Here is a 21,212-nt window from a genome sequence, read left to right as displayed (position 1 = left end):
ATAAGGAAAATTGCGGGTTACGGCCGAGCCGACGCGGGACTGACAATTCACGGAATCGGATAGAGCCGTCGCGTGAATGGCAGATGTCGAACCGGTCCCCGCCTGGGGATACGTCAATTCGGGTCGTCACCGACCGGCCACCCCCGGTCGGCCGGTCGGCGCCGTCGACTATCCGAACCGTCCGTGTACGTAATCGGAGGTACGAGAATCGCGCGGGCTGTCGAACATCAGCTCGGTCGGACCGTGTTCCACAATGGCGCCGGGGGTGCCGTGTTCGGCGAGGAAAAACGCGCACTGGTTGGATACCCGCGCCGCCTGCTGCATGTTGTGCGTGACGATCACGATCGTCACCTCGGACACCAGTTCGGCAATGGTCTCCTCGATCCGGCGGGTCGAGGTCGGGTCGAGCGCCGAACAGGGCTCGTCCATCAGCAGCACCCGGGGCCGGACCGCCAACGACCGGGCGATGCACAACCGTTGCTGCTGCCCACCGGAGAGCGCCCCGCCGGGCGACCGGAGCCGGTCGCGTACCTCCTTCCAGAGCCCGGCCTTGGTCAGGCACTCCTCCACCAGGGCGTCCTTGACGTCACGATCGGCCCGGACGCCGGTCAGCTTGAGGCCGGCGAGCACGTTGTCGTAGATGGACATGGTCGGGAACGGGTTGGGCTTCTGGAAGACCATGCCGACCTGCCGCCGGGCGTCGGTGATCCGCCGGGCCGACGCGTACAGGTCGTCGCCGTCGAGCAGCACCTCGCCGGCCAGGGTCGCCGACGGGATCAGCTCGTGCATCCGGTTCAGGATGCGCAGGAAGGTGGACTTGCCGCAGCCGGAGGGTCCGATCAGCGCGGTCACCTCGCCGGCCGCCATGGTGAGCGACACCCGGTCGAGCACCTTGTGCTGACCGAACCAGGCCGAGATCGACCGCGCCTCCAGTGCCGCCAGCGCACCGGGCGCGGCCGGACCGGCGGACAGGGTGAGGGTCTTGTCGAGAGTCACGTCGGCTCCGTCATCAGTAGAGGTTGGGCAGGATTCGGGCGACCTGGTCGGCGACGGCGAGGCCGAGCGCGCTGAGCAGTGGGGCACCGACCACCCACGCCTGCCAGCCACCCCACCGGGCCCAGGCCCAACTCACCGCGTACGCGGCGATCAGCAGCGCCTGTCCCCACAGGAGCAGGGCGGTCCACGCGCCGGAGTCACCGGCCATCGTCTTCTCCGCCGCGGTCAGCGACTGTGTTCCGATCCGCCGCTTCGGTGCCGGATGGGCCTCGGAGACGAGTTCAGCGTCCACGTACACGACATCGCTCGGCAGGTACGGCCGGCCGGCGGCGGTGGCCAGCGTCAGCCGGCCGGCGCCGGTGCCGAGCCTCGGCGGTTGCGGGTCACCCCGGTGACGTACGCCGGTGACGCGATACTCGTGCTCGCCCTGCCCGGTCACCACCATCACCTGGTCGCCGGGGCGGAGCAGCGGCAGACCCTTGAACGGACCGCCGTACGCCGCCCGCCGTCCCGTGATCATGCTGGTGCCCGCCTGTCCCGGCAGGGGGGTGTCGCGGCGGTGCCCCGGCCCGTCCGCCAGCACCCCGGAGGTGGTCCCCTCGAACACCACCTGCTGGGTGCCGAGGGCGGGAATGCGCAGCACCGCCACGGGTGCGCCGAGCCGGAGGAGCTGGTTGTCGAACCCGCTCTGCCCCACCGGCGCCACGGCTTCGGCCAGGTCCTTGCGGAAGTCGGCGTACGCGACCTGCTGAGCCCGGTCGTACCTGATCTCCGAGATCAAAGTCAGGTGTACGACGAACCCCAGCAGCAGCACGCCGAGCAGGGTCAGCACCACGCCGGTGATCCGTACCCCCGGGATCTCCGCTCCCCTGGCCGGACGCGGCGGTACGGCGACCGGCGGCGGCGCCGTCACGACGGGTGTGGTCGGCGGGGTGGCCGGACCCGCCGGTCGGTCGCCGGCCGGGGGCGCGGTCGACGGGGTGGCGCTCACGGTCACGGCTGGACTCTCCTTCGGCGACGGATCAGCGGTACCGCGGCACCGGCGGCGGCCAGTACGACCACCACCGCGCCCACGACCCAGGGCAGTGCCGACCCGTCCCGGACGGGTTCGCCGGCCAGTCGGACGTCGGCGGCCGGTGATCCGGTCGGATCCGCGTCCTCGGCCGGGGCGGAACCGGTCGGCGGCGCGGCGCTGCCGGTCGCGGGGGTGGTCGCCGGGCCGGTGGCGGTCGGCGCGAATGCGTCCGTTGCGGGCGGGTTGGCGGTGGAAGGGGGTCCGGTGGACGGTGCGGCGGGCGGTCCGGCCGTGCCCTTGACCCGCCACGTGTTGCCGGTGACGACGATCGAGGTGACGAACCGGTCGGGGTGCGGACCGAGATCGGCGCTGACGCACTCGACGACGATCTCGTACTCGCCGTCCGTCGGGGTTCTCCCCTGGGAGGTGACCATCGACCGGTTGGCGGTCATGGTGAACGGCGCCCGGTCGTAGTCACCGGCCTGTCCCGGCCGCACGATGTTGCTGTACGGGCCACCGCCCGCCGGGCCGACCCGGAGCATCGCGGCGGCGCCGTACCGGGCCGGGCAGGGTGCCGCGGTGGTCGCCGAGACGAGCATCGGGTTCGCGTCGACGGTGCCGCTGGTCGGCTCGACCGTGAGCGGGCCGATGGCTCCGGCGCGCCGGACCGGCACAGCCTCCGCCGCCCGCGCCGGCAGCGCGACCGCGGGCACCACCGCCACCGCGAGCAGCACCGCCGCCACGCGCCGACGGGGCGATTCCAGTCTGGACATTGCTCTTCCTTCCTCGTCACCCTGGCCCGGCTGCGGACCCATCTGGCGTACCCGCACCGCCACCGGGCGGCGGACGCGTGGCGTGGGAGCCGGCCCGCGGGGGTCGGCTCCGACCGGTCAGTGGCTGCGGCGGCGCCTGGACAGCAGCAGCACGCCGATGCCGGTGCCGACGAGCACGGATCCGCCGGTCACCAGCGTCGGGATCGAGCTGCCGGTCAGGGCCAGGCTGCCGCCGCCACCGCCCGGTTCGGGGCTCTCGCTGGGCGTCTGGCTCGGCGTCGGCGATTCGCTGGGCACGGCCGACTCCGTCGGGGTCGGCGTGGCGGTCGGTGTCGCCGTCGGGGTGGGCGCCGGTGCGATCCGGTACGAGACCGTGGCGTCCGAGGGCTCCCACGCTCCCGGATCGGTCGGTTCGAACCTGGCGGTCAGGGGGTAGTCGCCGGGCGGGAGGCTGTTGGTCCGGATGGTCGCCGTGCCCCGTACCAGGTCGACCGGGGTGCCGATGGTCGAGGCGCTGCGGTAGACGAACTTCACCTTGCCCACCGCGGTCGCGGGTGTGACGGTCGCGGTGAGGACAACTTCCGCGTTCTGTGCTGCCGAGCCCGCTGGCGTCACCACGAGTGCGGTGGTGGTCCGTACGGACGCGTCGGTGATCTCGTACTCCAGGGGTGCGGAGGTGGACGCTCCGTAGCTGGTGCCGGCGGTGGGGGTGAAGACCGCGGTGATCTGGTGCACCCCGTCCCCGAGCACGTCACCGGGTACTCCGGCCGTGGCCCGGCCCTCCGTCACCTCGGCGGGGGCGGCGAGGTCGATAGCGGTGCTGCCCTGCCCGGCCCTGAACCGGACGGTTCCGGTCGCGGCCGGCGGAGTCACCTGGGCGGTCAGGGTCACCGTCTCGTCCAGTCCGGCGGTGCTGGTCGGCGAGGCGGTCAGGGCCGTGGTCGTCGGCGTGTTCGTCGGGCCGCCGCCCCCCTTGACCTCCCAGTTGTTGCCCGACACGGTGATCACCGTCTCGAACTGGTCGGGGCTCGGGCCGTTCACCCCGCTGATGCAGGTCACGGTGATGCGGTAGTCGCCCGGTGCCAGCAAGGTCGCTTTGACCGCGTCGAGGATGGATCGGTCGGCGGCGAGGGTGAAGGGGGCCCGGTCGTACCCTTCGGCCGACGCGATCTTGGCCAGGTTGACGAACCCGCCGTCGACCGGGCCGATCTTGAGGACGGCCTGGTCGCCGAAGCCGATCGGGCAGGCCGCGGGGGTGGACGCTCCGATCAGTGCCGGGTTGGCGTCCAGCGTGCCGTTGGACGGGTTGAGGGTGAGGGCGCCCAGGACGGCGGCCTGCGCCGACGGGGCGAGTCCGACCAGCACCGCGCCGGTCATGGCGGCGACGCCGAGTATCCCGGCCGCGACCATCGACGCGCCGGCTCGGTGGACGAGGCGGGTGAGCCTGTTCACGAGATTCCTTTCTCTGACGGGAAACACGGCCGGTGTCCGGCGGGAAACACGGCCGTGTGGCCGGACGTCCACAAGGGACCTCCGGCCACCCGCCCGTGCGTTGGCGTGACAGGTCAACCGATCACGATGTAACAGATCTGCGAGTGGGAGGACCGGTGCAGGCGCGGGTCGTCCGGGATGAAGGTCGCTTCGAGCTTGAGCAGGCCACCCGGCAGCGCGGTGGTCGACACGGTGGCCTTGCCGTTGGTCACCGGCGCCGTACCGACGCTGGTGTTGTCGGCGAAGAACTCGACGGTGCCGGCCGCGTTCGGGGCGACGGTCGCGGCCAGCGTGACCTTCTGGCCCTTGAAGGCGAACAGGATCGGCTTGGCGGTGAGCCTGGTGGTGGTCGCTGCCGCGCTCTTCACGGCCCAGTTGCCGCCGGTGACGCTGACGAGCGTGGAGAAGTTCTTCGGGTACGTCCCGGTCTCGCCGCCGGAGCAGGTGATCGTGACCTCGTACGTGCCGTCGGCCGGGGTGCCGAGGGCGGTGGCGAGCGACCGGTTGGCGGCCAGGGTGACCGGCGCCTGGTCGTACCCGCTGTCGCTGCTGATCCGGGCGAGCAGGTTGTACGGCCCGCCGACCGCGCCGACCCGCAGCGACACGTTGTCGCCGTACCCGGTCGGGCAGGCCGCCGACGCGACGGCGCCCGTCACGAACGGGTTGTCGGTCACGCTGCCGCTCGCCGGCGACAGGGCGATGGTGCCGAGGATGGGGCTTTCCGCCTGCGCGGGCCCGGCGAAACCGGCCAGCGCAAGGGTCACGATCGCGGCGGTCGACAGCGCTGCTGCCGCCCGGCCGAGCAGAGACCTGGGCTTGCTCACGAAGCACTTCCTCTCTCGGTACGGTCCTGCGGTCCTCGAAGTAACGGTGTAAGGCGTGGAAGTCGAAGGGGCGGGTGGCGTCGCGCCCGTGGCCGGTTGTGCCCGTACACGGACGCGACGTCGTTCACCGGACCCGACCCGGTTCACCGACCGGATCGGGAACCGATCGTCAGAGGTTGCCGCGCAGCGAGGTGTCGCCACAGTTGGCGGCGGCACCGAAGCCGTACTGCTGGATCAGGGTGGTCTGCAGGCACACCAGCGAGTCCGAGCCGGTGAAGACCGCGTCGATGGTGGGGTTGGTCAGGTCGGCGGTCGGCACGATGTTGTAGACGTCGCGCCGCAGCGGGAAGCTCGTGTTCAGCACCTCGTTCGGCGGGGTGGTCCCGGTCGCGTACGGCGAGACGCCACCGATCCGGCCGAGGTCCGACGGGCCGCGCCGGTCCTCGACGCCCGGCAGGCTGTTGCCCTGCGCGATGTGCTGGGCGATCGAGAACGGCAGGATGTAGTCGTTGTGTCCGGTCAGCACCCGGCCGTCGTGCTCCTGGATCGGGTCCACACCGGTGCCGCCCTGCGACGGCGGCACGAGGCACTCGTAGTCACCGGCGGCGATCTCCGCGTCGGTGATGCCCATCTGCTGGTTCCAGAACTGCCGGGTGCCGGAACCCGCCTGGAGCAGCAGCGGCTGCACGTCGACACCGGCGATGTCGCTGACGACGCACTTGTAGATGTTGCGTAGCTGGCCGAGGCTCATGTTGATCGGCAGGTCGCTGCTCTGGTTGATGGCGAACGTCACGGCGTCCACGCCGAACGGGATCCACACCCCGTTGCCGCTCGGGACGTGGGTGGTGCTGCTCGACGAACGGGCGAAGTCGACGCAACCGGCGATCGCGTTGCCCGGGGTCTCCGAGTCGCGCAGCGAGGTACGACCGGCACCGGACCCGTTGGGTCGGGTGAAGGAGCAGTTGGCGGCCTTGGTCTTGATGGAGGCCGTGCCCCGCGCGTCCCAGGAGGCAATGACCTTGTTGCCGCCGATGGTGATCGCGTTCCCCAGCCTGTTCAGTACGTCCTGGGTGGTGTCCGAACCGGTGCCGGCCAGCGTCCGGTAGTCGGTGATCGGGTCCGGGTCGGCGACGGCCGGGTTGGCCACCAGCGCGACGGCGACAGCGGCGCCGAAGGCTACCGCGAACGCCTTGCCGAAGGACTTAACCTGCATTGTTCTCCCTTTCTGAGAGAGACAGGAGGTTCGGCCCATTTCCATTCTTGGATGAGCCACGACCAGCATTCACCGACCCTCAGATACATCGACACCCGTATTTCGGAAACGTTTCGCGCCCAATCCTTCGCCCGCATGAAGGCCAGATGAATCCAACTGACTACGCTGAGTCAACCGGCCCGTCGGGGCTCGTGGCGGCCTCGTGCCCGCGGCCGTGGATCCGGCCGCGAGCACGAGCTTCCAGCGGTACGTCACCGGCCGGCGGCCGGACCGGCACCGGTCAGAGCGTGCCCCGCAGCGAGGTGTCGCCACAGGTCGCGGCGGCACCGAAGCCGTAGTGCTGGATGACGGCGGTGTTCTGGCACACCAGCGAGTCCGCGCCGGTGAAGACCTGGTCGATGAGGCTGTTGCCCAGGTCGGCGGTGGGGACGATGTTGTAGACGTCCCGGCGGAACGGGAAGTTCGTGTTCAGCGTCCGCGGGTTCGACCCGGTCGCGTACGGCGAGGCGCCACCGACGCTGCCGAGGTCCGACGGGCCACGCCGGTCCTCGACGCCCGGCAGGCTGTTGCCCTGTGCGATGTGCTGGGCGATCGAGAACGGCAGCAGGTAGTCGAGGTGTCCGGCCAGCACCCGGCCGTCGTGCTCCTGGACCGGGTCCAGGCCGGTGCCGCCCTGGGCCGGCGGCAGCAGGCACGGGTAGTCGCCGAGCGCGATCTCCTGGTCGGTGATCCCCATCTGCTGGTTCCAGAACTGCCGCGTACCGGAACCGGCCTGGAGTAGCAGCGGCTGGACCGGGGTGCCGGCGATGTCCTGCATGATGCAGCGGTAGATGTTGCGCAGCTGCCCGACCGGCATGTTGATCGGCAGGTCGCTGGTCTGGTTGATCACGAAGGAGACGGCGTCCACACCGAACGGGATCCAGACCCCGTTACCGCTCGGGACGTGGGTGGTGCCGCTGGACGAACGGGCGAACTCCACACAGCCGGCGATCGCGTTGCCGACGGTCTCCGAGTTGCGCAGCGCCGTACGGCCGGCTCCGGAACCGTTCGGGCGGGCGAACTCGCAGCCGGTGGCCTTGGTCTTGATGTTCGCCGAGCCACGCGCGTCCCAGGACGCGATGACCTTGCTTCCACCGACGGTGATCGCCTCGGCCAGTCCGTTCATCGCGTCCTGGGTGGTGTCCGAGCCGGTGCCGGCCAGCATCCGGTAGTCGGTCGTCGAGCTCGGGTCGGCCACGGCCGGGTTGGCCAGCAGCGCGATCGCGAGTGCCACACCCCCGACGATGCCGGCCGTCCTGCCGAAAATCTTCACCTGCATTGTTCTCCCTTTCGCAAGAGACAGCGCCCGCCGCTGAACTCGGTGGGCCGTCAGGAGCATCAGTCGCGGGGCGCTCTTCTCGATACCGTGATCAAGGGAACGTCGAGTGCGTATTGTTTCGCCAACATGTAGGCCGAATGAATCGATGAGAGCAATTAGGTACGGGTCGAGGCGGAACTGTTTGACGGCGACCTGCGATATCCGCGCAGCCACATCGTCGGACCGGCGATGATGCTCGCCAGCCCCAGTCCGAGGACAACGAGGATGACGAAGCGGATCCACCCGACCGGCTGCCCCTGGGTCAACGTCGTCTGCGCCACCGGGGTCGGCGGGACGGCAGTGGGGCTCGGGCTCGCGGTGGCAACCGGTGCCGGCGGCGCACCCGGTGTCGGCGGGTTCGGGTTGGCCGCCGGTGGGGCCGGCAGCGGGGGTGGGGTCTCGCTGTCGGTGGGAGACGGCGTGGGCGCGTTGTAGTTCTCCACCTCGGTCGCGGCGGCGAGGGTCTGGTCCCGCAACGCCTGTGGCAGCGGGACGTACCCCGGGGGCAGTTGTCCCAACTGCACGCCGGGTACCTGGCCGGTGGTCGCCGCGTGGCGCAGCAACCGGGCGTAGTCGATCCGCTGCTCCTTCGGCCGGCCGAGGTTGACCGCCGCGTACGTCAGCATCGCCAGCGGGTACCCGCCGGCCACCGGCTTGTGTGGATTGTTCTGCGTCACCCCCTCGACCGTGCTCGGCTCGGCCGCCTTCTGCACCTGTGCGAGCAGGCTCGCCTGGGTCGGCGCGACGAACTCCCCCGCGCGGTTGCGCAGTTGCGCGGTCGGCAGCGCGTACCGGGCGGCGGATGCCGCGTCGGTGATCGACAGCAGGAAGCGCTGCCCGACGGGCTGCGGCGGGTCCCCCTTCCAGCAGTCCTTCTGACCCGCCGGGCAGTCACCGTTGATCACCCAGTTCTGCGCCCCGGACTGCCCACGCAGGGTCTGGCTGGCGGCCTTGCGCAGGGACTCCACGTACGGGGAGATGTGCGTGGCGCAACGCTCGGGTGCCGTACCGTCGTCTGGTTCGTCACCGTCGTCGGGCCCGTCCGGGATCACCGGACCGTCGATGTCGAAGCAGTTCGGGTCCGCCTTCGGGAAGTTGGCGGGTGCGATGCCCTCGGCGAAGACGGGCAGGAAGTTCGGGTTGACCGTCATTCCGGACGGGTCCTTGGCACCGGCCAGCCAGGACACTGCCTCCGGGTCGGACAGCACCCACTGCCAGACCTGGTGGGCCAGCGCCGAGTTGCCGTCGGTGACCAGGATCCCGGACGGGTGGAAGTTCGTCTCGAACCTGGCGAAGACCGGATTGAGTACGAGGAACTCCGGATCCTGGCGCAGGCTCGGGTACGTCACCCGGTCACCGACCGCCCCCTGCACGATCTCCCTGGAATACGACTGGGTGAGCAGCTTCGCGACCAGCCGTGGCGTCAACTTCAGGTCGCGGACCTGCACGTTGGCCAACTCCTGGTCGACGTCCGGCGCGGTCTGCGGAACCCGTCCCTCGATCTGGAACGTGATGACCGCCGCGCCGAGGGTGACCGGGGCATGGACGATCGGTGGGTCGTACTCGGTCCGGACCACCGGGTCGGTCACGTACGCCAGGCCGACCGGGGCGCCGAACACCTCGGCGCGTAGCTGCTGGCCCGCGTCGACGTCGCCCATCGGATTGAGCACCAGGGGCGGACGGCTGTTGCCGGCGCACATCGCGCCATACCAGGACGCGGCGGCGTCCTCCATGAGATGCGAGCCGACCGTCTGCCGCAGTTCGTTGTTCTCCGCGCAGAAGCTGCCCACCGGTTCGAACTCGAGCGGGAACACGATCCGGTCGGCGAAGAAGGTCGCCGACAGCGGTGACCCGTCGATGACCCTGCCACCCTGGCCATTGCCGTCGAGCGGTTCGCCGTTCCAGTCGTACCCACCCCGTGGTACGACGACCAGCCAGCAGGGGCGGCCCCTGATCGAACCGTCGGCCTGCGGGATCGGGTCCCCGCAGCCCAGGTCGCGCTCCTCCGTGGTGGTCTGGAGTTCGAAGGTGGCGCGACCGGTGCCGTCTCGTGCCGTACGGCCGAACGGAAGTTCGTTGGTGGTGTTCCGGTCGAAGTAGTTCTCGATCGGCGGGACCCAGGCCGGCTCGCCGAACGGGCTGGTTCCCCAGGTCTGCCGCTCCCCCTGGGCCGATCGGAACGGCGGGTACTCGGCACCGGGTGGCAGCCGGGCACCCTCGGGCAGGGCGGCCTCGGCCGGGTCCACCTCGCGTACCCCGCCGCTGGCCTGGAAGCTGGCCCTGACCCGGCGGTGCAGGGCGTCCGGCCCGGTGAAGAGTTCCGTCGGGCTCGCCCCGCTCGCACCCCACAGACAGGTCTCCCGGAAGTCCGGTGCGTCCGGGTCCGGTCCCCAGCACTGCATGACCTGGAGGAAGTTCTTGCCGAAGTAGCGGACCGGCTCGGTCGGTTCGCCACCCTTCCAGGTGACGGTGACGGCCTGGTTGACCAGGCTCTTCGTCTGCGAGACGGTGACCTCCAGCGCGGAGAAGTCCTGGTACCTGCCCGGCCGGCCGTGTTTGGTCACGGCCGACTCGGTCGGCGTGTCCACGGCCTGCGCCGCGAGCACCGGCCGGTGGCCGTCGGGTGCCCCCGTCACCAGTAGGGCGAGCGGTGCCACCAGGACCGCCAGCACCGCCGTGGTCAGCCTGCGGCGTACGGGTACCGTGCCCCGAACCGCGCTCACCGGGTGCCCCGTACGTCGCCGGTAGGTGTCGAACCGGCCCGGCGGAAGATCAGCGGCGGGCCGACGACCAGCGCGATCAGGAGCAGTCCGGCCAGCACCATCATGGTGTGCCGCAGTTGCCAGCCGCCCTCACCGTCGAGCGACACCGGCACCCCGGCGACGAACTGTTCTCCACCACCACCGTCACCGCCGCCGATCACCTCACCGGTGTCCGGGTCGACGACCGCCGGGGCGCCGGTGGTCGGCGGAGCCGTACCCGGAGTGTTGTTCTGGTTATTGGTCCCGGGGCCGGCGCTGTTGCCGGCACTGTTCTGGTTGTTGCCGCCGGCCGGCGTGTCCTGCGGGGCCCCGCCGGTGCCCGTCACGCACTGCGTCGGCCCCCTCTGGTCGCAGGGCTCGGGGTCCTTTGCGAGGCGCGCGAGCAGGTTGGTGCCGTCCGGGGAGAAGGTGGGGTTCTTGCAGTTCTCGATCCTGATGTCCTCGTGCACCGCACCCGGAATCCGCTCGACCTGCCGGAGGCCGGCTTCGACCAGGTTCCTCGGCAGCGGCGAATAGCCGAGCGAGTCGGCCGACTGCTGGCCGGTGCAGAGGAAGTAGTAGGCGAACTTCGCCAGGGTGTAGCCCTTGTCCACGGTGAGCCCGGACTCGAGCGCGATCGGGATGATCATGTACGAGTAGGACGAGAGCGGGTACGACCGCTTGTCCTGGTTGCTGAAGACGCCACCGAGTTTCTGGGTCAGGTCGGCCGGGTCGATCTCCGCCCTGGTCAGGGCCACCGCCACGCTCGTCGCCTTGGGCTCGATGTAGTAGCCCGCGGAGTTCAGCACCTTGGCGACCGGGAACTGGTTCTTCAGCGCGTACGAGTATTCGACGTAGGTGATCGCACCCTCGGCGTAGGACTGCGCCACGTACGAGGAGACGCCGCTGGACTGGGGCTGACCCACGAAACCGGCACCCGGTTTGGTGGGGAAGTTGGACAGGACGTTGCACTGCTGCTCGTTGCGCAGCGCGGTGCAGTACGGCCGCCAGATTTTCGGATGCTGGCTGTTCATCCAGATGACGAACTGGGCGGTGGTGCCGGACCCGTCCGAGCGGACCACCGGAATGATCTTGCGGGCGGGTAGTGTCAACCCCGGGTTGTCCGCCTTGATGGCGGCGTCGTCCCACTGCTTGATGGTCCCGGTGAAGATCTTCGTGATCACCTCGCCGGAGAGGCGGAGGTTGGTCACCCGCTTGCCACCGATCTTGAGGTTGTACATGAACGACGTGCCACCGGCCACGATCGGCATGTACGCGTACTTCCGGGTCGAGCCGTCGCCTTCGAGTCCGTACGGAATCTCGGAGACCGCGTAGTCGACCGTCCCCTCCCGGAAGTTGTTCCGGCCCACGGTCGAGCCGCCGCCGCTGTAGTTGATCGTCATCCCCTGTTGCCGGACCGCCGACCGCCAGGCGTTGAGCGCGTTCTCGCTCCAGGTCGAACCACTGCCGCTGACCGCCACGTAGCTGCGGCCGGAGGCGGGTGCGGCGCTGGCCGGGGCGGCCCACAGCGCCGTCACGGCAACCGTCGCGAGGGCGAGCACCCCCGCGCCCGCCCGCCTGCGCCAAGACGCGCCCGCCCGCCTGCTCCAAGACGTCCTGTCAAGCATTTCGGTCCTCGCTGTCATTTCGGGAAACTGCCTCGTGGGCGGTCCGTGTCTCCGGTCCGGCAGCGGCGTGCCCGCCGGGATCCGCACCGGCTTGGTGATCGGCGTCCGGGTCCGGGGCGTCCGGGGAGAGGTCGAGGATGTCCATCTGGCCGGGCAGTTCGCGGCGGGCGTACCGGGCCCGGTCCTGCGCCGACCGCCGGACCCGGCGACGCTGCTGCCCCCGGCTGAGCTGTCCGGGACCGCGGCCGCCGACGAGCCGGGCCAGGATGAACAGCAGGAGCACCAGCAGCATCAGCGTGGCCGCGGTACCGAACCCCCGGGCGACCATGTTCTCCGAGGGCTGGGCCACCGACTTGTACGTGACCAGCGGCAGCGAGTTCTGCCAGTCCCGGAACGGGTTGAAGTTGACCGCGTCGGCGCCACCGGCGGTCAGCAGCACCGGGGAGGTCTCACCGACCCCCCGCGCGGTGCCGAGGATGACCGCGGTGGTCAGTCCCGAACGGGCGGTGGGCAGGACCACGTGCCAGACGGTGCGCCACTGGGAGGCGCCGAGCGCCAGCGCGGCCTCCCGCAGGTTTCCCGGCACCAGCCGGATCACCACGTCGGACGCCCGGATGATGATCGGCAGCATCATCACGCTGATCGCGAGCGAGGCGGCGAAACCCGAGCGGTCGTAACCGAGGGCCAGGATCAACGTCGCGTAGACGAACAGCCCGGCCACGATGGACGGCAACGCGGTCATCGCCTCGGCGATCGTACGGACCGTCCGGCTGAACCGGCCCGGAATCTCGTTGAGGAACACGGCGCAGACCACGGCCAGCGGTACGGTCATCGTCAGCGCCAGCGTGATCTGCTCCAGCGTCCCGACGATCGCGTGCAGCACCCCGCCCTCGTTCAGCGGAGCGAGCGGCGAGGTGACGGACATGTCCTCGGTGAAAAAGTTGAGGTGAACCATCGCCTTCCACCCCTGCGCCAGGGTGTAGCCGATCACCAGCAGCAGCACCACGAGGAGCAGGAACCCGACGCTGTGGACGAGCGCGCCGACCACCCGGTCCCGTACCGCAGGGCCGTCCTCGTCCAGCGAGACGAGCAGCGCGTAGAAGCCGATGAACGCGACGTACGCGAGGACGACAAAACCGAGTACGCCGTCGAACGGTGCGAGCTGGGTGTAGATCAGCGCGACCAGGCTCAGCGCGGCGATCGCGGCGCCGACCCCGGCGTACAGGTCGGTGTGCCGCACCGTCGCGGTCCGGCGGCGCACCTCGGCGCCGGACGGGTCCGTCGCGGACGTGGGAATGGTGGTGGACCGCACCCGGTCCCGTGTGGTTTCGGGCGCGGGTACGGCCACCGTCGGGGACAGCGTCTCGGTCGACATCCCGGTCTGCTCCTCGATCGCGTGCTTCGGGGTCAACGTCGGCACCGGCTCAGGCCTCGCTCGCCGCGCCGGAACGGCTGCGCGAGATGACGATCGAGGCGAAGAAGTTGACGATCAACGTCATGGTGAACAGGGCGAGTCCGGCGGCGAAGAGGGCCGAGATGCCGATCGGGGTCGCGTCGCCGTAGCGCAGGGCGATCAGCGCGGACACCGAGTTGCTGCCGAGCTGGAGGATGTGCGGCTGGATCTGGAAGATCGGCGAGATGATCATGACGACGGCGATCGTCTCGCCCAGGGCCCGCCCGAGCCCGAGCATGGTCCCGCCGATCATGCCGCCCCGACCGAACGGCAGGACGACCGAGCGGATCATCCCCCATTTCGTCGCCCCCAGCGCCAGCGCGCCCTCCCGCTCACCGGCCGGGGCCTGGGAGAAGACCTCGCGCATGATCGAGCAGGCGACAGGGGTGACCATCATCGCCACCACCATCCCGGCGATGAACGTGGAAGCGGTGTAGACCGACTCCGAGGCGAGCGGATCGCGCGGATCCCCGGCGTCGACGGCGAACAGCGGGATCCAGCCGAAGTAGGTGGAGATCCACCGGGCCAGGCCGACCACGTTGCCGGTCAGCAGGAACGCCCCCCAGAGCCCGTACACCACGCTCGGCACGGCGGCCATCAGGTCGACCAGGCTGATCAGGGTCTGCTTGATCCGGCGCGGCGCGTACTCGGAGATGTAGAGCGCCGTACCGGTCGCCAGCGGCACCGCGAAGGTGATCGCGACCAGGGCGATCAGCACCGTACCGGTGAGCACCGCGGCGATGCCGAAGTGACCGGCACCGGCATCCGGCTCCCACTCCTGCCGGGTCAGGAACGACCAGCCGGCCACATCCAGCGCCCGCTGCGCCTGCAACAGCAGGAACCCACCGACCAGCAGCATCACGGCCAGGACCACCAGGCCGCCGCCACCGAGCAGACCGCGGAACGCCAGGTCCGCCGGACCGCGCCGTTGCCGAGCCGGACGCGGCGCGTCCGACGGTCCGTCCGGCGCGCCGGGGACCGTCGTCGTCAGGGAGTCGGACGTACGCATCACAGCCGGGTATTCGTCTCGTCGTCGCGCAGGTGCGCAGGATCGGCGCCACCGGCCGAGAGGCGGGTCCGGATCGGGGAGATCCCGGACCGGATCGGCACCCCGCCGCGCCGACGTTCGGCAGCGGGCTCGTGATCGCGTACCGGGTGCCGTCCCCGGCGGACCGCCCGGGTTCCCTCGACCACCTCGGCCAGCGGTACGGCGGCCAGGAACCGTTCCAGGTTGTAGCTGCACTCGCGGGCGCGCAGGTACGACCGGCTGGAAACGGCGACGGTCTCGTTGTCGAGATCCAATCGCCAGGCCCACTGGCCGGTGAATTCGTCCGTCAGGGCAACCGCGTCGGCCCGACGGTGCTCGTCCCGCAACCGGACCACCGCCGCCCAACACTCGGCATACGTACGCCAACCCTCTTCACCACGACCGAGCTGCCGATTGTTGGGTGAGACGAGCATCCACAGCACCTCCTCGGCACCCTCGTCCACCTGTCCGTTCGACTTTGTCGGCATGGAAAGGAAGACGAAGCGCGACTGCTGCACCAGATCCCTCCCGTCAAGCGCGCGAGGCGCGCAATTGTGGGCGTCGCGGTAAGGCGACTACCGCGATCAGGCTCCGGACAGCCCGTGACGGCGTGCATAGCCGTACGCTCACGCCAGACATGCACGGGGTGAACATCAGTTCACGTGGGGTGATCAAATGCGGGCGTACGATGCATTGCCTCGATAACGCCCAGTAGCACCAATCAGCGCCAGCCAGCTCAATACGTCAATAGCGCTCTGCCGCGTCCAATTCGACATCAAGGCATTCCGAACGGCGGAACCTTTCTCCCACTAACCCGCGACGCAGCATGATCCGACCGGAAGCCTGCACAACGGACGAACTGTTCCCGGCAGCGTCCGGGTCAGCGGTTTCGGTTCCGGCCGACTCGATCGCCGCCGATACACGACCGCCCGGATCGACGCGAACGCTTCGATCCGGGCGGGTGGAGCAGGTCGGGCAGGTCAGGCCCGTCGGTCTGGTCGGTCTGGGCAGTCGGGTCGGGCCCGTCGGGCTGGTGGGGCGGCGGGACCGGGTCAGGCGGTACGTCGGCGCGCGAGCACACGCAGGCTCAGCCCGACCGCGAGCAGCAGGGCGCCCGCGCCGAGGATGAGCAGCAACGGAAGCCCGGTCCGGGGCAGATTCCCACCGGCGCCCGGCGCGGGCGGAGTCGGACTCGTCGAGCTCTCCGAAGGGGTGGCGGTGGCCGTCGGACCGGCGCTGACGGACGGGCTCGGACTGCCGGTCGGGCTGGGACCGGCCGACGGGGTCCCGATCTCCACTGTGATGCGTACCGGACCGGTGCCGGCCGGCGTCGGCGTGGGTGCCGCCGCGGCGTAGCCGGACAGCCCCGGGATCGCGGTGGCCATCAGGACGATCAGGGCGGCGAGCAGCGGGCGTCGGAGCCTCTGGAGCCGACGCCCGGTCCCGACTCGACCACGGTCGACATAATCAATCATCACGGTGAATGGAAGCTACGCGGGAACCCTGACCCGGCCCGCACGCCAACACGCACGCCGGACATGAAGCAGGTTAAGAGCAGGCGACCGGAGCCGGGTCGGCCCCGGCCGGATCAGGCCCAGACCTGCTGCGGTTCCGCGCGGCGCTGCGCCAGGGTCGGCGGGCGCTCGTACTCCCGGACCACGTTGTAACGGGTGTCCCGCTCGACCGGCTGGAAACCGGCGTCCCAGATCAGGTGCAGCAGGTCGTCCCGGTGCATCGTGTTCGGCGTGCCGTACGAGTCGGCATCGTGGGTGATCTTGTATTCGACCACCGAGCCGTCCAGGTCGTCGACCCCGAAGTTGAGCGACAACTGCGCCACCGACAGCCCGTGCATCACCCAGAAGCACTTCACGTGCGGCACGTTGTCGAAGAGCAGCCGGGAGACGGCGAAGGTCTTCAGCGACTCGGCCGGGGACGCCATCGTGGTCTGCGCCTGGATCCGGTTACGGATCTTGCCGTCCGCCGAGTCGACGAAGTCGTGCTGGTAGCGCAGCGGGATGAAGACGGTGAAGCCGCCGGTCTCGTCCTGCAACTCGCGCAGCCGAAGGACGTGGTCGACCCGGTGACGCGGCTCCTCGATGTGGCCGTAGAGCATCGTCGACGGGGTCCGCAGGCCCTTCGAGTGGGCCAGCCGGTGGATCCGCGACCAGTCCTCCCAGTGGCAGGCGTGGTCCACGATGTGCTGGCGGACCTCCCAGTCGAAGATCTCCGCGCCGCCACCGGTGAGCGACTCCAGCCCGGCGTCGATCAGCTCGTCCAGGATCTCGTCCGCCGGCAGTCCGCTGATCTTCTCGAACCACTGCACCTCGGTCGCGGTAAACGCCTTCAGCTTCACGTTCGGCAGGGCGGCCTTCAGCTCGCGGAGCACCTTCGGGTAGTAGCGCCACGGCAGGGTCGGGTGCAGCCCGTTCACGATGTGCAGCTCGGTGAGCTGCTCGTCCTGCATCTCCTTGGCCTTGCGTACGGCCTCTTCGATCCGCATCGTGTACGCGTCCTTCTCGCCCGGCTTGCGCTGGAACGAGCAGTACGCACACGAGGCGCTGCAGACGTTGGTCAGGTTCAGGTGCCGGTTGACGTTGAACATCACCCGGTCGCCGTTGCTCTCGGTCCGGCGGTGGTGGGCCAGCCGGCCCAACCAGGCCAGGTCGTCACTGTCGTAGAGGTCCTCACCGTCCTGGCGGCTGAGCCGCTCCCCGGCGTAGACCTTCTCTTCCAGCTCGCGCTTGCGTCCGGCGTCCATGTCGGGGCCCGTCCCTTCCCTACGATCCAGCACCGAGCGTACGTGGGTCCCGGCCCCGCCACCCGGACGGCCGGGCCCACAGCGACGTAGTTCACCGGATGTCTGGCTGTCATCAGACTCTCAGGCTCTTGTTACCCCCACGCCAATCGACTTCCTCGGCGTGGTGCGGTAGACAAAAGTGGGACGCCGGGCACATCGCCGGACACGAGGGCACCGGGGCACCACCGACCGGGGCCCTTGATGCTGGATGGGGAGCGGAATGGCAATGAGAACGGGCAGCCGACCGAGACGACGCAGACGACCGCTGATCAACTCCGTGCTACGGCCGCTGGCCTGGTCGGCACTGATGAGCGCGGCGGTCGCGTTCGCCTTCGCCAGCCCCGTCTACGCGGATCCGGCCCCGACCACCGTGCCCGACGCCGGCGCCCGCCCCGCGGTCGTCGGTACGTTGCTCCTGCCCGGCGCGACCGCCCCGTCCGGCTCGACCGGGCCCCAGACCCCGCTGCCGGCGCTGCTGAACGGCCCGCTCGCCACCCAGATCCAGGCCAAGGAGACGCAACTCGCCCTGCTGGGTGAGGAGTTACTCCAGCTACGCACGGATCGTGACACCGCCGCCGGCCTGCTGGTCACCGCGGACACCGAGTGGCAGACCGCGCACCAGCAGTTGACCAAGGCGCAGGAGGTCGCCGACGCGGCTGCGGCCGACGCGTTCAAGGACGCCGCCGGGCTCCCGCCGGGCGCACTCGGCTCCGACCTGCACGATCTGAGCGCGCTCAGCCGGCTACAGAAGGGTGAGCAGTCCGGCGCGGACAGCATCGCCCCCGCCCGCGAGCTGACCCGTGCCCGCAACGCCGAGCAGACCGCCCGGGAAGCACAGTTGGCCGCATCGACGGCGTCGACCAACGCGACGGCCCTGTTCACCACCAAGGAATCCGCGTACAAGCAGTTCGAGGCCGACCTGCTGAAGCTCAAGCGGGACAACGCCGATCAGCTTGTCGTGATCGAGAAGGCTCGGGAGACCGCTGAGCAGCAGCTCAGCCCGGCCGGGGTGAGTAACAACAGCGTCGCCGGCAAGGTCGCCAACCCGAAGGCGCTGAAGGCGGTGCAGTACGCGCTCGCCCAGCGGGGCGACCCGTACGTCTGGGCGGCCGAGGGTCCGAACCAGTTCGACTGTTCCGGTCTGATGTACGCCGCGTACCGGAGCGTCGGCACCACCCTGGCCCGGGTGGCGAAGGACCAGTACTACACCACGCGCACCCGGTCGGTCGACCGCTACTCCCTGCTCCCCGGAGACCTGATCTTCTTCGCCTCGGGCACCAGTTGGACCACGGTGCACCACGTCGCCATGTACATCGGCGACGGCAAGATGGTGCACGCCCCGAACTCGGGCGACGTGGTGAAGGTGTCCACGGTCTGGTGGTCGCGGTTCTACGCCGCGACGCGGATCTTCGACCCGGTGGACGCGCCGGTCACCGGCCCGACGAGGCCGCCGACCACCCCACCGCCCACCACGGCGCCCCCCACCACTCCGCCGGCGACCACTCCGCCGCCGACCACGCCACCGGCAACGACCCCGCCGCCGACCACCCCGCCGGCAACCACTCCGCCGCCGCCGACCACCCCGCCGCCGGACAACCCCGCCACCCCGCCGCCCCCGGTCGTCCAGACCCCCAAGCCGACCAGTCCTCGGCCGACCCGCGACGTTCCCTCGACCACCTCGGCGGGCGCGACGACGACCGTGCCGAACCCGCCCGCTCGCACCACGCCCCCCGCGACGGCGGGCGCCACGCCGAGCACCACCTAGGACGGGGTTTCGTCGATCGGACGTGACGCCGGGTCCGCCTCGGGGCGGGCCCGGCGGGTCCGGGCCAACGGCTCGATCGTCGCGTCCGTTCGAACCGGACAACGGGCTCCGACTGTCCGCTCGTGCCCGGATGTGGCACGGTGAGGATCGAGGGCACTCCGGTCCGGCGCCACCGGTCCGGTCGCGGGCGCGGGAGGCAGACGATGGCTGAAGAGCAGACACCGCCAACGGTGGGACCGGTCGGGTCGAGTAGTGCGACCCTGACGACGACCCCACCGGACGCGACCGGACCGGAACCCACCGCTGGAACCGCCGAACCGGTCACGGCCGGCGAACCGGGTGCGGCCGAGGCCACCGCCGGGTCGATCGACAACAACAACCCGGCGGTACGGGGACGAGCGGTCAGCGGTGCGGGTGCCGTACCGAGCGCCGCCGATCTCGCCGCGGTGCCGGCGAGTGCAGCGGCGGGAACCACCTACCGGGCCGGCGAGCCGAGCAGTCCGGACCCGGTGACCCCCACACCGCAACCGGCTCCGATCCGGGCCGCTCAGAGCAGCATCCCGCTGCAACGCCGTACGCCCAAGGCGCCGCAGGCGGAGGTCCCCTGGTCCGCGTTCGGTAATCCCCGGCAACAGCCGGAGTCGACGGGGACACCACCGGCGCCCACCGACCCGCCGAAGACCGGTCCGACGGTCACGTACGTGGTCCCCCCGCAACGCTCCGGACTGCTGGGCGAGAGCCCTGCGGCCAGTGCCAGTGCCAGTGCCTCGGTGCCCGGCTCCGCCCCGCCCTCCGCCGACGAGCGGGCCGAGCAGGCGGGTGGCACGTCGACCCCGACCGCCTGGGCGAAGGTGTACCGAACCGGCGAATACGCCGCCCTGGTCAAGAAGGCCACACCGGAAGAGGATTCGGCGCCGGTCAAGGCCGCCGCACCAGCCGACGAAGGTGCGCCGGTCGAGGACACCGCGCTGGTCAAGGACGCCGAATCGGGCAAGGATTTGGCCCCGGTCAAGGGCTCGGCACCGGTCGAGGATCCTGCGCCGGTCAAGGACGCCGAACCGATCGGGACAGCTTCGCCGGTCAAGGACGCCGAACCGGTCGAGGAGGTCGCGGCGGTCGAGCCGCCCAATCCGCCCCGGCCGCCGGATCCGGCCGAGCCGCCGAAGCCGGCGGAACCGCCCAGGCCCGCGCCGCCGAGCCCGCCCGGTCCGGGACCGGCACCGACGCCCTTCCCCACGCCACCCGTTCCCGCGCCGACTCCGCCCGTACCGGGACCGACGCCTCCGGTGCCTGCGCCGACTCCGCCCGTACCCGGGCCGACGCCGCCACTCCCCAATCCCACGCCGCCGAGGCCGACCCCGCCGCCTCCCGGACCCGGTCCCGTGCCGCCGGCGCCGCCGGTTCCGCCGGGCCCGCCCGTGCCGGCACCGGTGCCGCCGTTCCCGCCGCCACCGGCGATGACCGGCTCGGTGTACCCGTCGTCGGCCGCGCCCGCCGTCACCCAGCGGATCACCACCACCGGGCGACCGTCGAGCACCAGGCCGTCCGCGACCACCACCCCGGCACCGGCGGACGCCACCCAGCCGATCACCACCCCGCCACCGGCGGAGGCCACCCAGCCGATCCGGCTCCCGGACCAACGGGCGGCGCCGGAGCAGCAGGGTGGCCGCGGAACCGTGTACGGCGGACCGGGCAGTGCCCCGCCCGCCGACATGACGGTCGCCATCCCGATCGGCAACCCGGTGGAGAACACGGGTTCGCTGACCGGTCACATCCTGGCCCAGGGCTGGTCGGACTCGTCGGCGTCGAACGCGGGCACCGGGAAGATGATCGGGGTCCTGGTCGCCGGTCTCGCCGTACTCGTGGCGATCGGTCTGCTCGTGGTGTTCGCCGCCGGAGACACGTTCAGCGCCATTTTCGGCGGGATGCTCGGGAGCTGAACTGCCGGGCCGACCGGGCATCCACGCTGGCCGTGACGTTGGCCGCAACGGGTTGTCCGGTGGGGTGACCCTGCCCACTGGGCGGGGTCGGTCGATGGCAGCGATGCCGAGAAGCCGTACACTTGACGCGATTACTGACCTGGCGCGCACAAAGCGCGCCCCTGGGCGATCTTGCGGGCGATTCAGCGGCGG

The 21,212-nt window shown here is 70.6% G+C and carries 16 protein-coding genes; 2 read left to right on the top strand and 14 right to left on the bottom strand.

The window, feature by feature from the left end; genetic code table 11:
• Nucleotides 1-168 precede the first annotated feature (168 nt).
• The 14 genes from ACWEFB_RS20945 to mqnE all read right to left on the bottom strand — a co-directional run bounded on the left by ACWEFB_RS20945 (nucleotide 169) and on the right by mqnE (nucleotide 17,276).
• Nucleotides 169-996: a phosphate ABC transporter ATP-binding protein gene (locus ACWEFB_RS20945; RefSeq protein WP_452287654.1), complete on the bottom strand. Its 828-nt coding sequence runs from the start codon at nucleotides 994-996 to the stop codon at nucleotides 169-171.
• 13 nt (nucleotides 997-1,009) lie between these two features.
• Complete coding sequence (locus ACWEFB_RS20940) at nucleotides 1,010-1,993, bottom strand: sortase (RefSeq protein WP_452287652.1); 984 nt, start codon at nucleotides 1,991-1,993, stop codon at nucleotides 1,010-1,012.
• Nucleotides 1,990-2,784, bottom strand: a complete 795-nt coding sequence (locus tag ACWEFB_RS20935; protein WP_452287650.1) for a hypothetical protein — start codon at nucleotides 2,782-2,784, stop codon at nucleotides 1,990-1,992. The genes ACWEFB_RS20940 and ACWEFB_RS20935 overlap by 4 nt, the downstream gene beginning before the upstream one ends.
• Nucleotides 2,785-2,901: 117 nt before the next feature.
• Nucleotides 2,902-4,236: an Ig-like domain repeat protein gene (locus tag ACWEFB_RS20930; RefSeq protein WP_452287648.1), complete on the bottom strand. Its 1,335-nt coding sequence runs from the start codon at nucleotides 4,234-4,236 to the stop codon at nucleotides 2,902-2,904.
• A gap of 113 nt (nucleotides 4,237-4,349) precedes the next feature.
• Nucleotides 4,350-5,099, bottom strand: a complete 750-nt coding sequence (locus ACWEFB_RS20925) for an Ig-like domain-containing protein (RefSeq protein WP_452287646.1) — start codon at nucleotides 5,097-5,099, stop codon at nucleotides 4,350-4,352.
• Nucleotides 5,100-5,268: 169 nt separating this feature from the next.
• Entirely contained in the window at nucleotides 5,269-6,312 is a 1,044-nt protein-coding gene (locus ACWEFB_RS20920; protein ID WP_452287644.1) for a hypothetical protein, read from the bottom strand.
• A 280-nt stretch (nucleotides 6,313-6,592) separates the two neighbouring features.
• Nucleotides 6,593-7,630: a hypothetical protein gene (locus ACWEFB_RS20915; RefSeq protein ID WP_452287642.1), complete on the bottom strand. Its 1,038-nt coding sequence runs from the start codon at nucleotides 7,628-7,630 to the stop codon at nucleotides 6,593-6,595.
• Between the two features lie 155 nt (nucleotides 7,631-7,785).
• On the bottom strand, nucleotides 7,786-10,392 hold the full coding sequence (locus tag ACWEFB_RS20910) for a hypothetical protein (protein WP_452287640.1): 2,607 nt from the start codon (nucleotides 10,390-10,392) through the stop codon (nucleotides 7,786-7,788).
• Nucleotides 10,389-11,972, bottom strand: coding sequence for a phosphate ABC transporter substrate-binding protein PstS (locus tag ACWEFB_RS20905; RefSeq protein WP_452287638.1), 1,584 nt, complete (start codon nucleotides 11,970-11,972; stop codon nucleotides 10,389-10,391). Before ACWEFB_RS20905 ends, ACWEFB_RS20910 begins: the two co-directional genes overlap by 4 nt.
• Before the next feature lie 58 nt (nucleotides 11,973-12,030).
• The gene (gene pstA / locus ACWEFB_RS20900) at nucleotides 12,031-13,458 is read right to left on the bottom strand and encodes a phosphate ABC transporter permease PstA (RefSeq protein WP_452287636.1); all 1,428 of its coding nucleotides are present in this window, start codon (nucleotides 13,456-13,458) and stop codon (nucleotides 12,031-12,033) included.
• A gap of 4 nt (nucleotides 13,459-13,462) precedes the next feature.
• The gene (gene pstC, locus ACWEFB_RS20895; RefSeq protein WP_452287634.1) at nucleotides 13,463-14,500 is read right to left on the bottom strand and encodes a phosphate ABC transporter permease subunit PstC; all 1,038 of its coding nucleotides are present in this window, start codon (nucleotides 14,498-14,500) and stop codon (nucleotides 13,463-13,465) included.
• On the bottom strand, nucleotides 14,500-15,036 hold the full coding sequence (locus ACWEFB_RS20890) for a hypothetical protein (RefSeq protein WP_452287632.1): 537 nt from the start codon (nucleotides 15,034-15,036) through the stop codon (nucleotides 14,500-14,502). The genes pstC and ACWEFB_RS20890 overlap by 1 nt, the downstream gene beginning before the upstream one ends.
• A gap of 534 nt (nucleotides 15,037-15,570) precedes the next feature.
• Complete coding sequence (locus ACWEFB_RS20885; RefSeq protein ID WP_452287630.1) at nucleotides 15,571-15,993, bottom strand: hypothetical protein; 423 nt, start codon at nucleotides 15,991-15,993, stop codon at nucleotides 15,571-15,573.
• A 113-nt stretch (nucleotides 15,994-16,106) separates the two neighbouring features.
• Entirely contained in the window at nucleotides 16,107-17,276 is a 1,170-nt protein-coding gene (gene mqnE / locus ACWEFB_RS20880; protein ID WP_326561494.1) for an aminofutalosine synthase MqnE, read from the bottom strand.
• 259 nt (nucleotides 17,277-17,535) lie between these two features.
• Here mqnE and ACWEFB_RS20875 point away from each other — a divergent pair, with 259 nt between their 5' ends.
• Both ACWEFB_RS20875 and ACWEFB_RS20870 read left to right on the top strand, forming a co-directional pair.
• Complete coding sequence (locus tag ACWEFB_RS20875) at nucleotides 17,536-19,080, top strand: NlpC/P60 family protein (protein ID WP_452287628.1); 1,545 nt, start codon at nucleotides 17,536-17,538, stop codon at nucleotides 19,078-19,080.
• 203 nt (nucleotides 19,081-19,283) lie between these two features.
• Complete coding sequence (locus tag ACWEFB_RS20870; protein WP_452287626.1) at nucleotides 19,284-21,020, top strand: hypothetical protein; 1,737 nt, start codon at nucleotides 19,284-19,286, stop codon at nucleotides 21,018-21,020.
• Nucleotides 21,021-21,212 lie beyond the last annotated feature (192 nt).

It is taken from the genome of Micromonospora sp. NPDC004704 (genome assembly GCF_053601675.1).
The sequence above is the reverse complement of the archived record's forward strand: the minus strand, read 5'-3'. Positions and strand labels throughout refer to the sequence as shown.

Coding starts and splice junctions, on each gene's coding strand:
- ACWEFB_RS20885 (WP_452287630.1), bottom strand. CDS start 15,993: ATGATTGATTATGTCGACCGTGGTCGAGTCGGGACCGGGCGTCGGCTC.
- ACWEFB_RS20935 (WP_452287650.1), bottom strand. CDS start 2,784: ATGTCCAGACTGGAATCGCCCCGTCGGCGCGTGGCGGCGGTGCTGCTC.
- mqnE (WP_326561494.1), bottom strand. CDS start 17,276: ATGGACGCCGGACGCAAGCGCGAGCTGGAAGAGAAGGTCTACGCCGGG.
- ACWEFB_RS20870 (WP_452287626.1), top strand. CDS start 19,284: ATGGCTGAAGAGCAGACACCGCCAACGGTGGGACCGGTCGGGTCGAGT.
- ACWEFB_RS20875 (WP_452287628.1), top strand. CDS start 17,536: ATGGCAATGAGAACGGGCAGCCGACCGAGACGACGCAGACGACCGCTG.
- ACWEFB_RS20915 (WP_452287642.1), bottom strand. CDS start 7,630: ATGCAGGTGAAGATTTTCGGCAGGACGGCCGGCATCGTCGGGGGTGTG.
- pstC (WP_452287634.1), bottom strand. CDS start 14,500: ATGCGTACGTCCGACTCCCTGACGACGACGGTCCCCGGCGCGCCGGAC.
- ACWEFB_RS20920 (WP_452287644.1), bottom strand. CDS start 6,312: ATGCAGGTTAAGTCCTTCGGCAAGGCGTTCGCGGTAGCCTTCGGCGCC.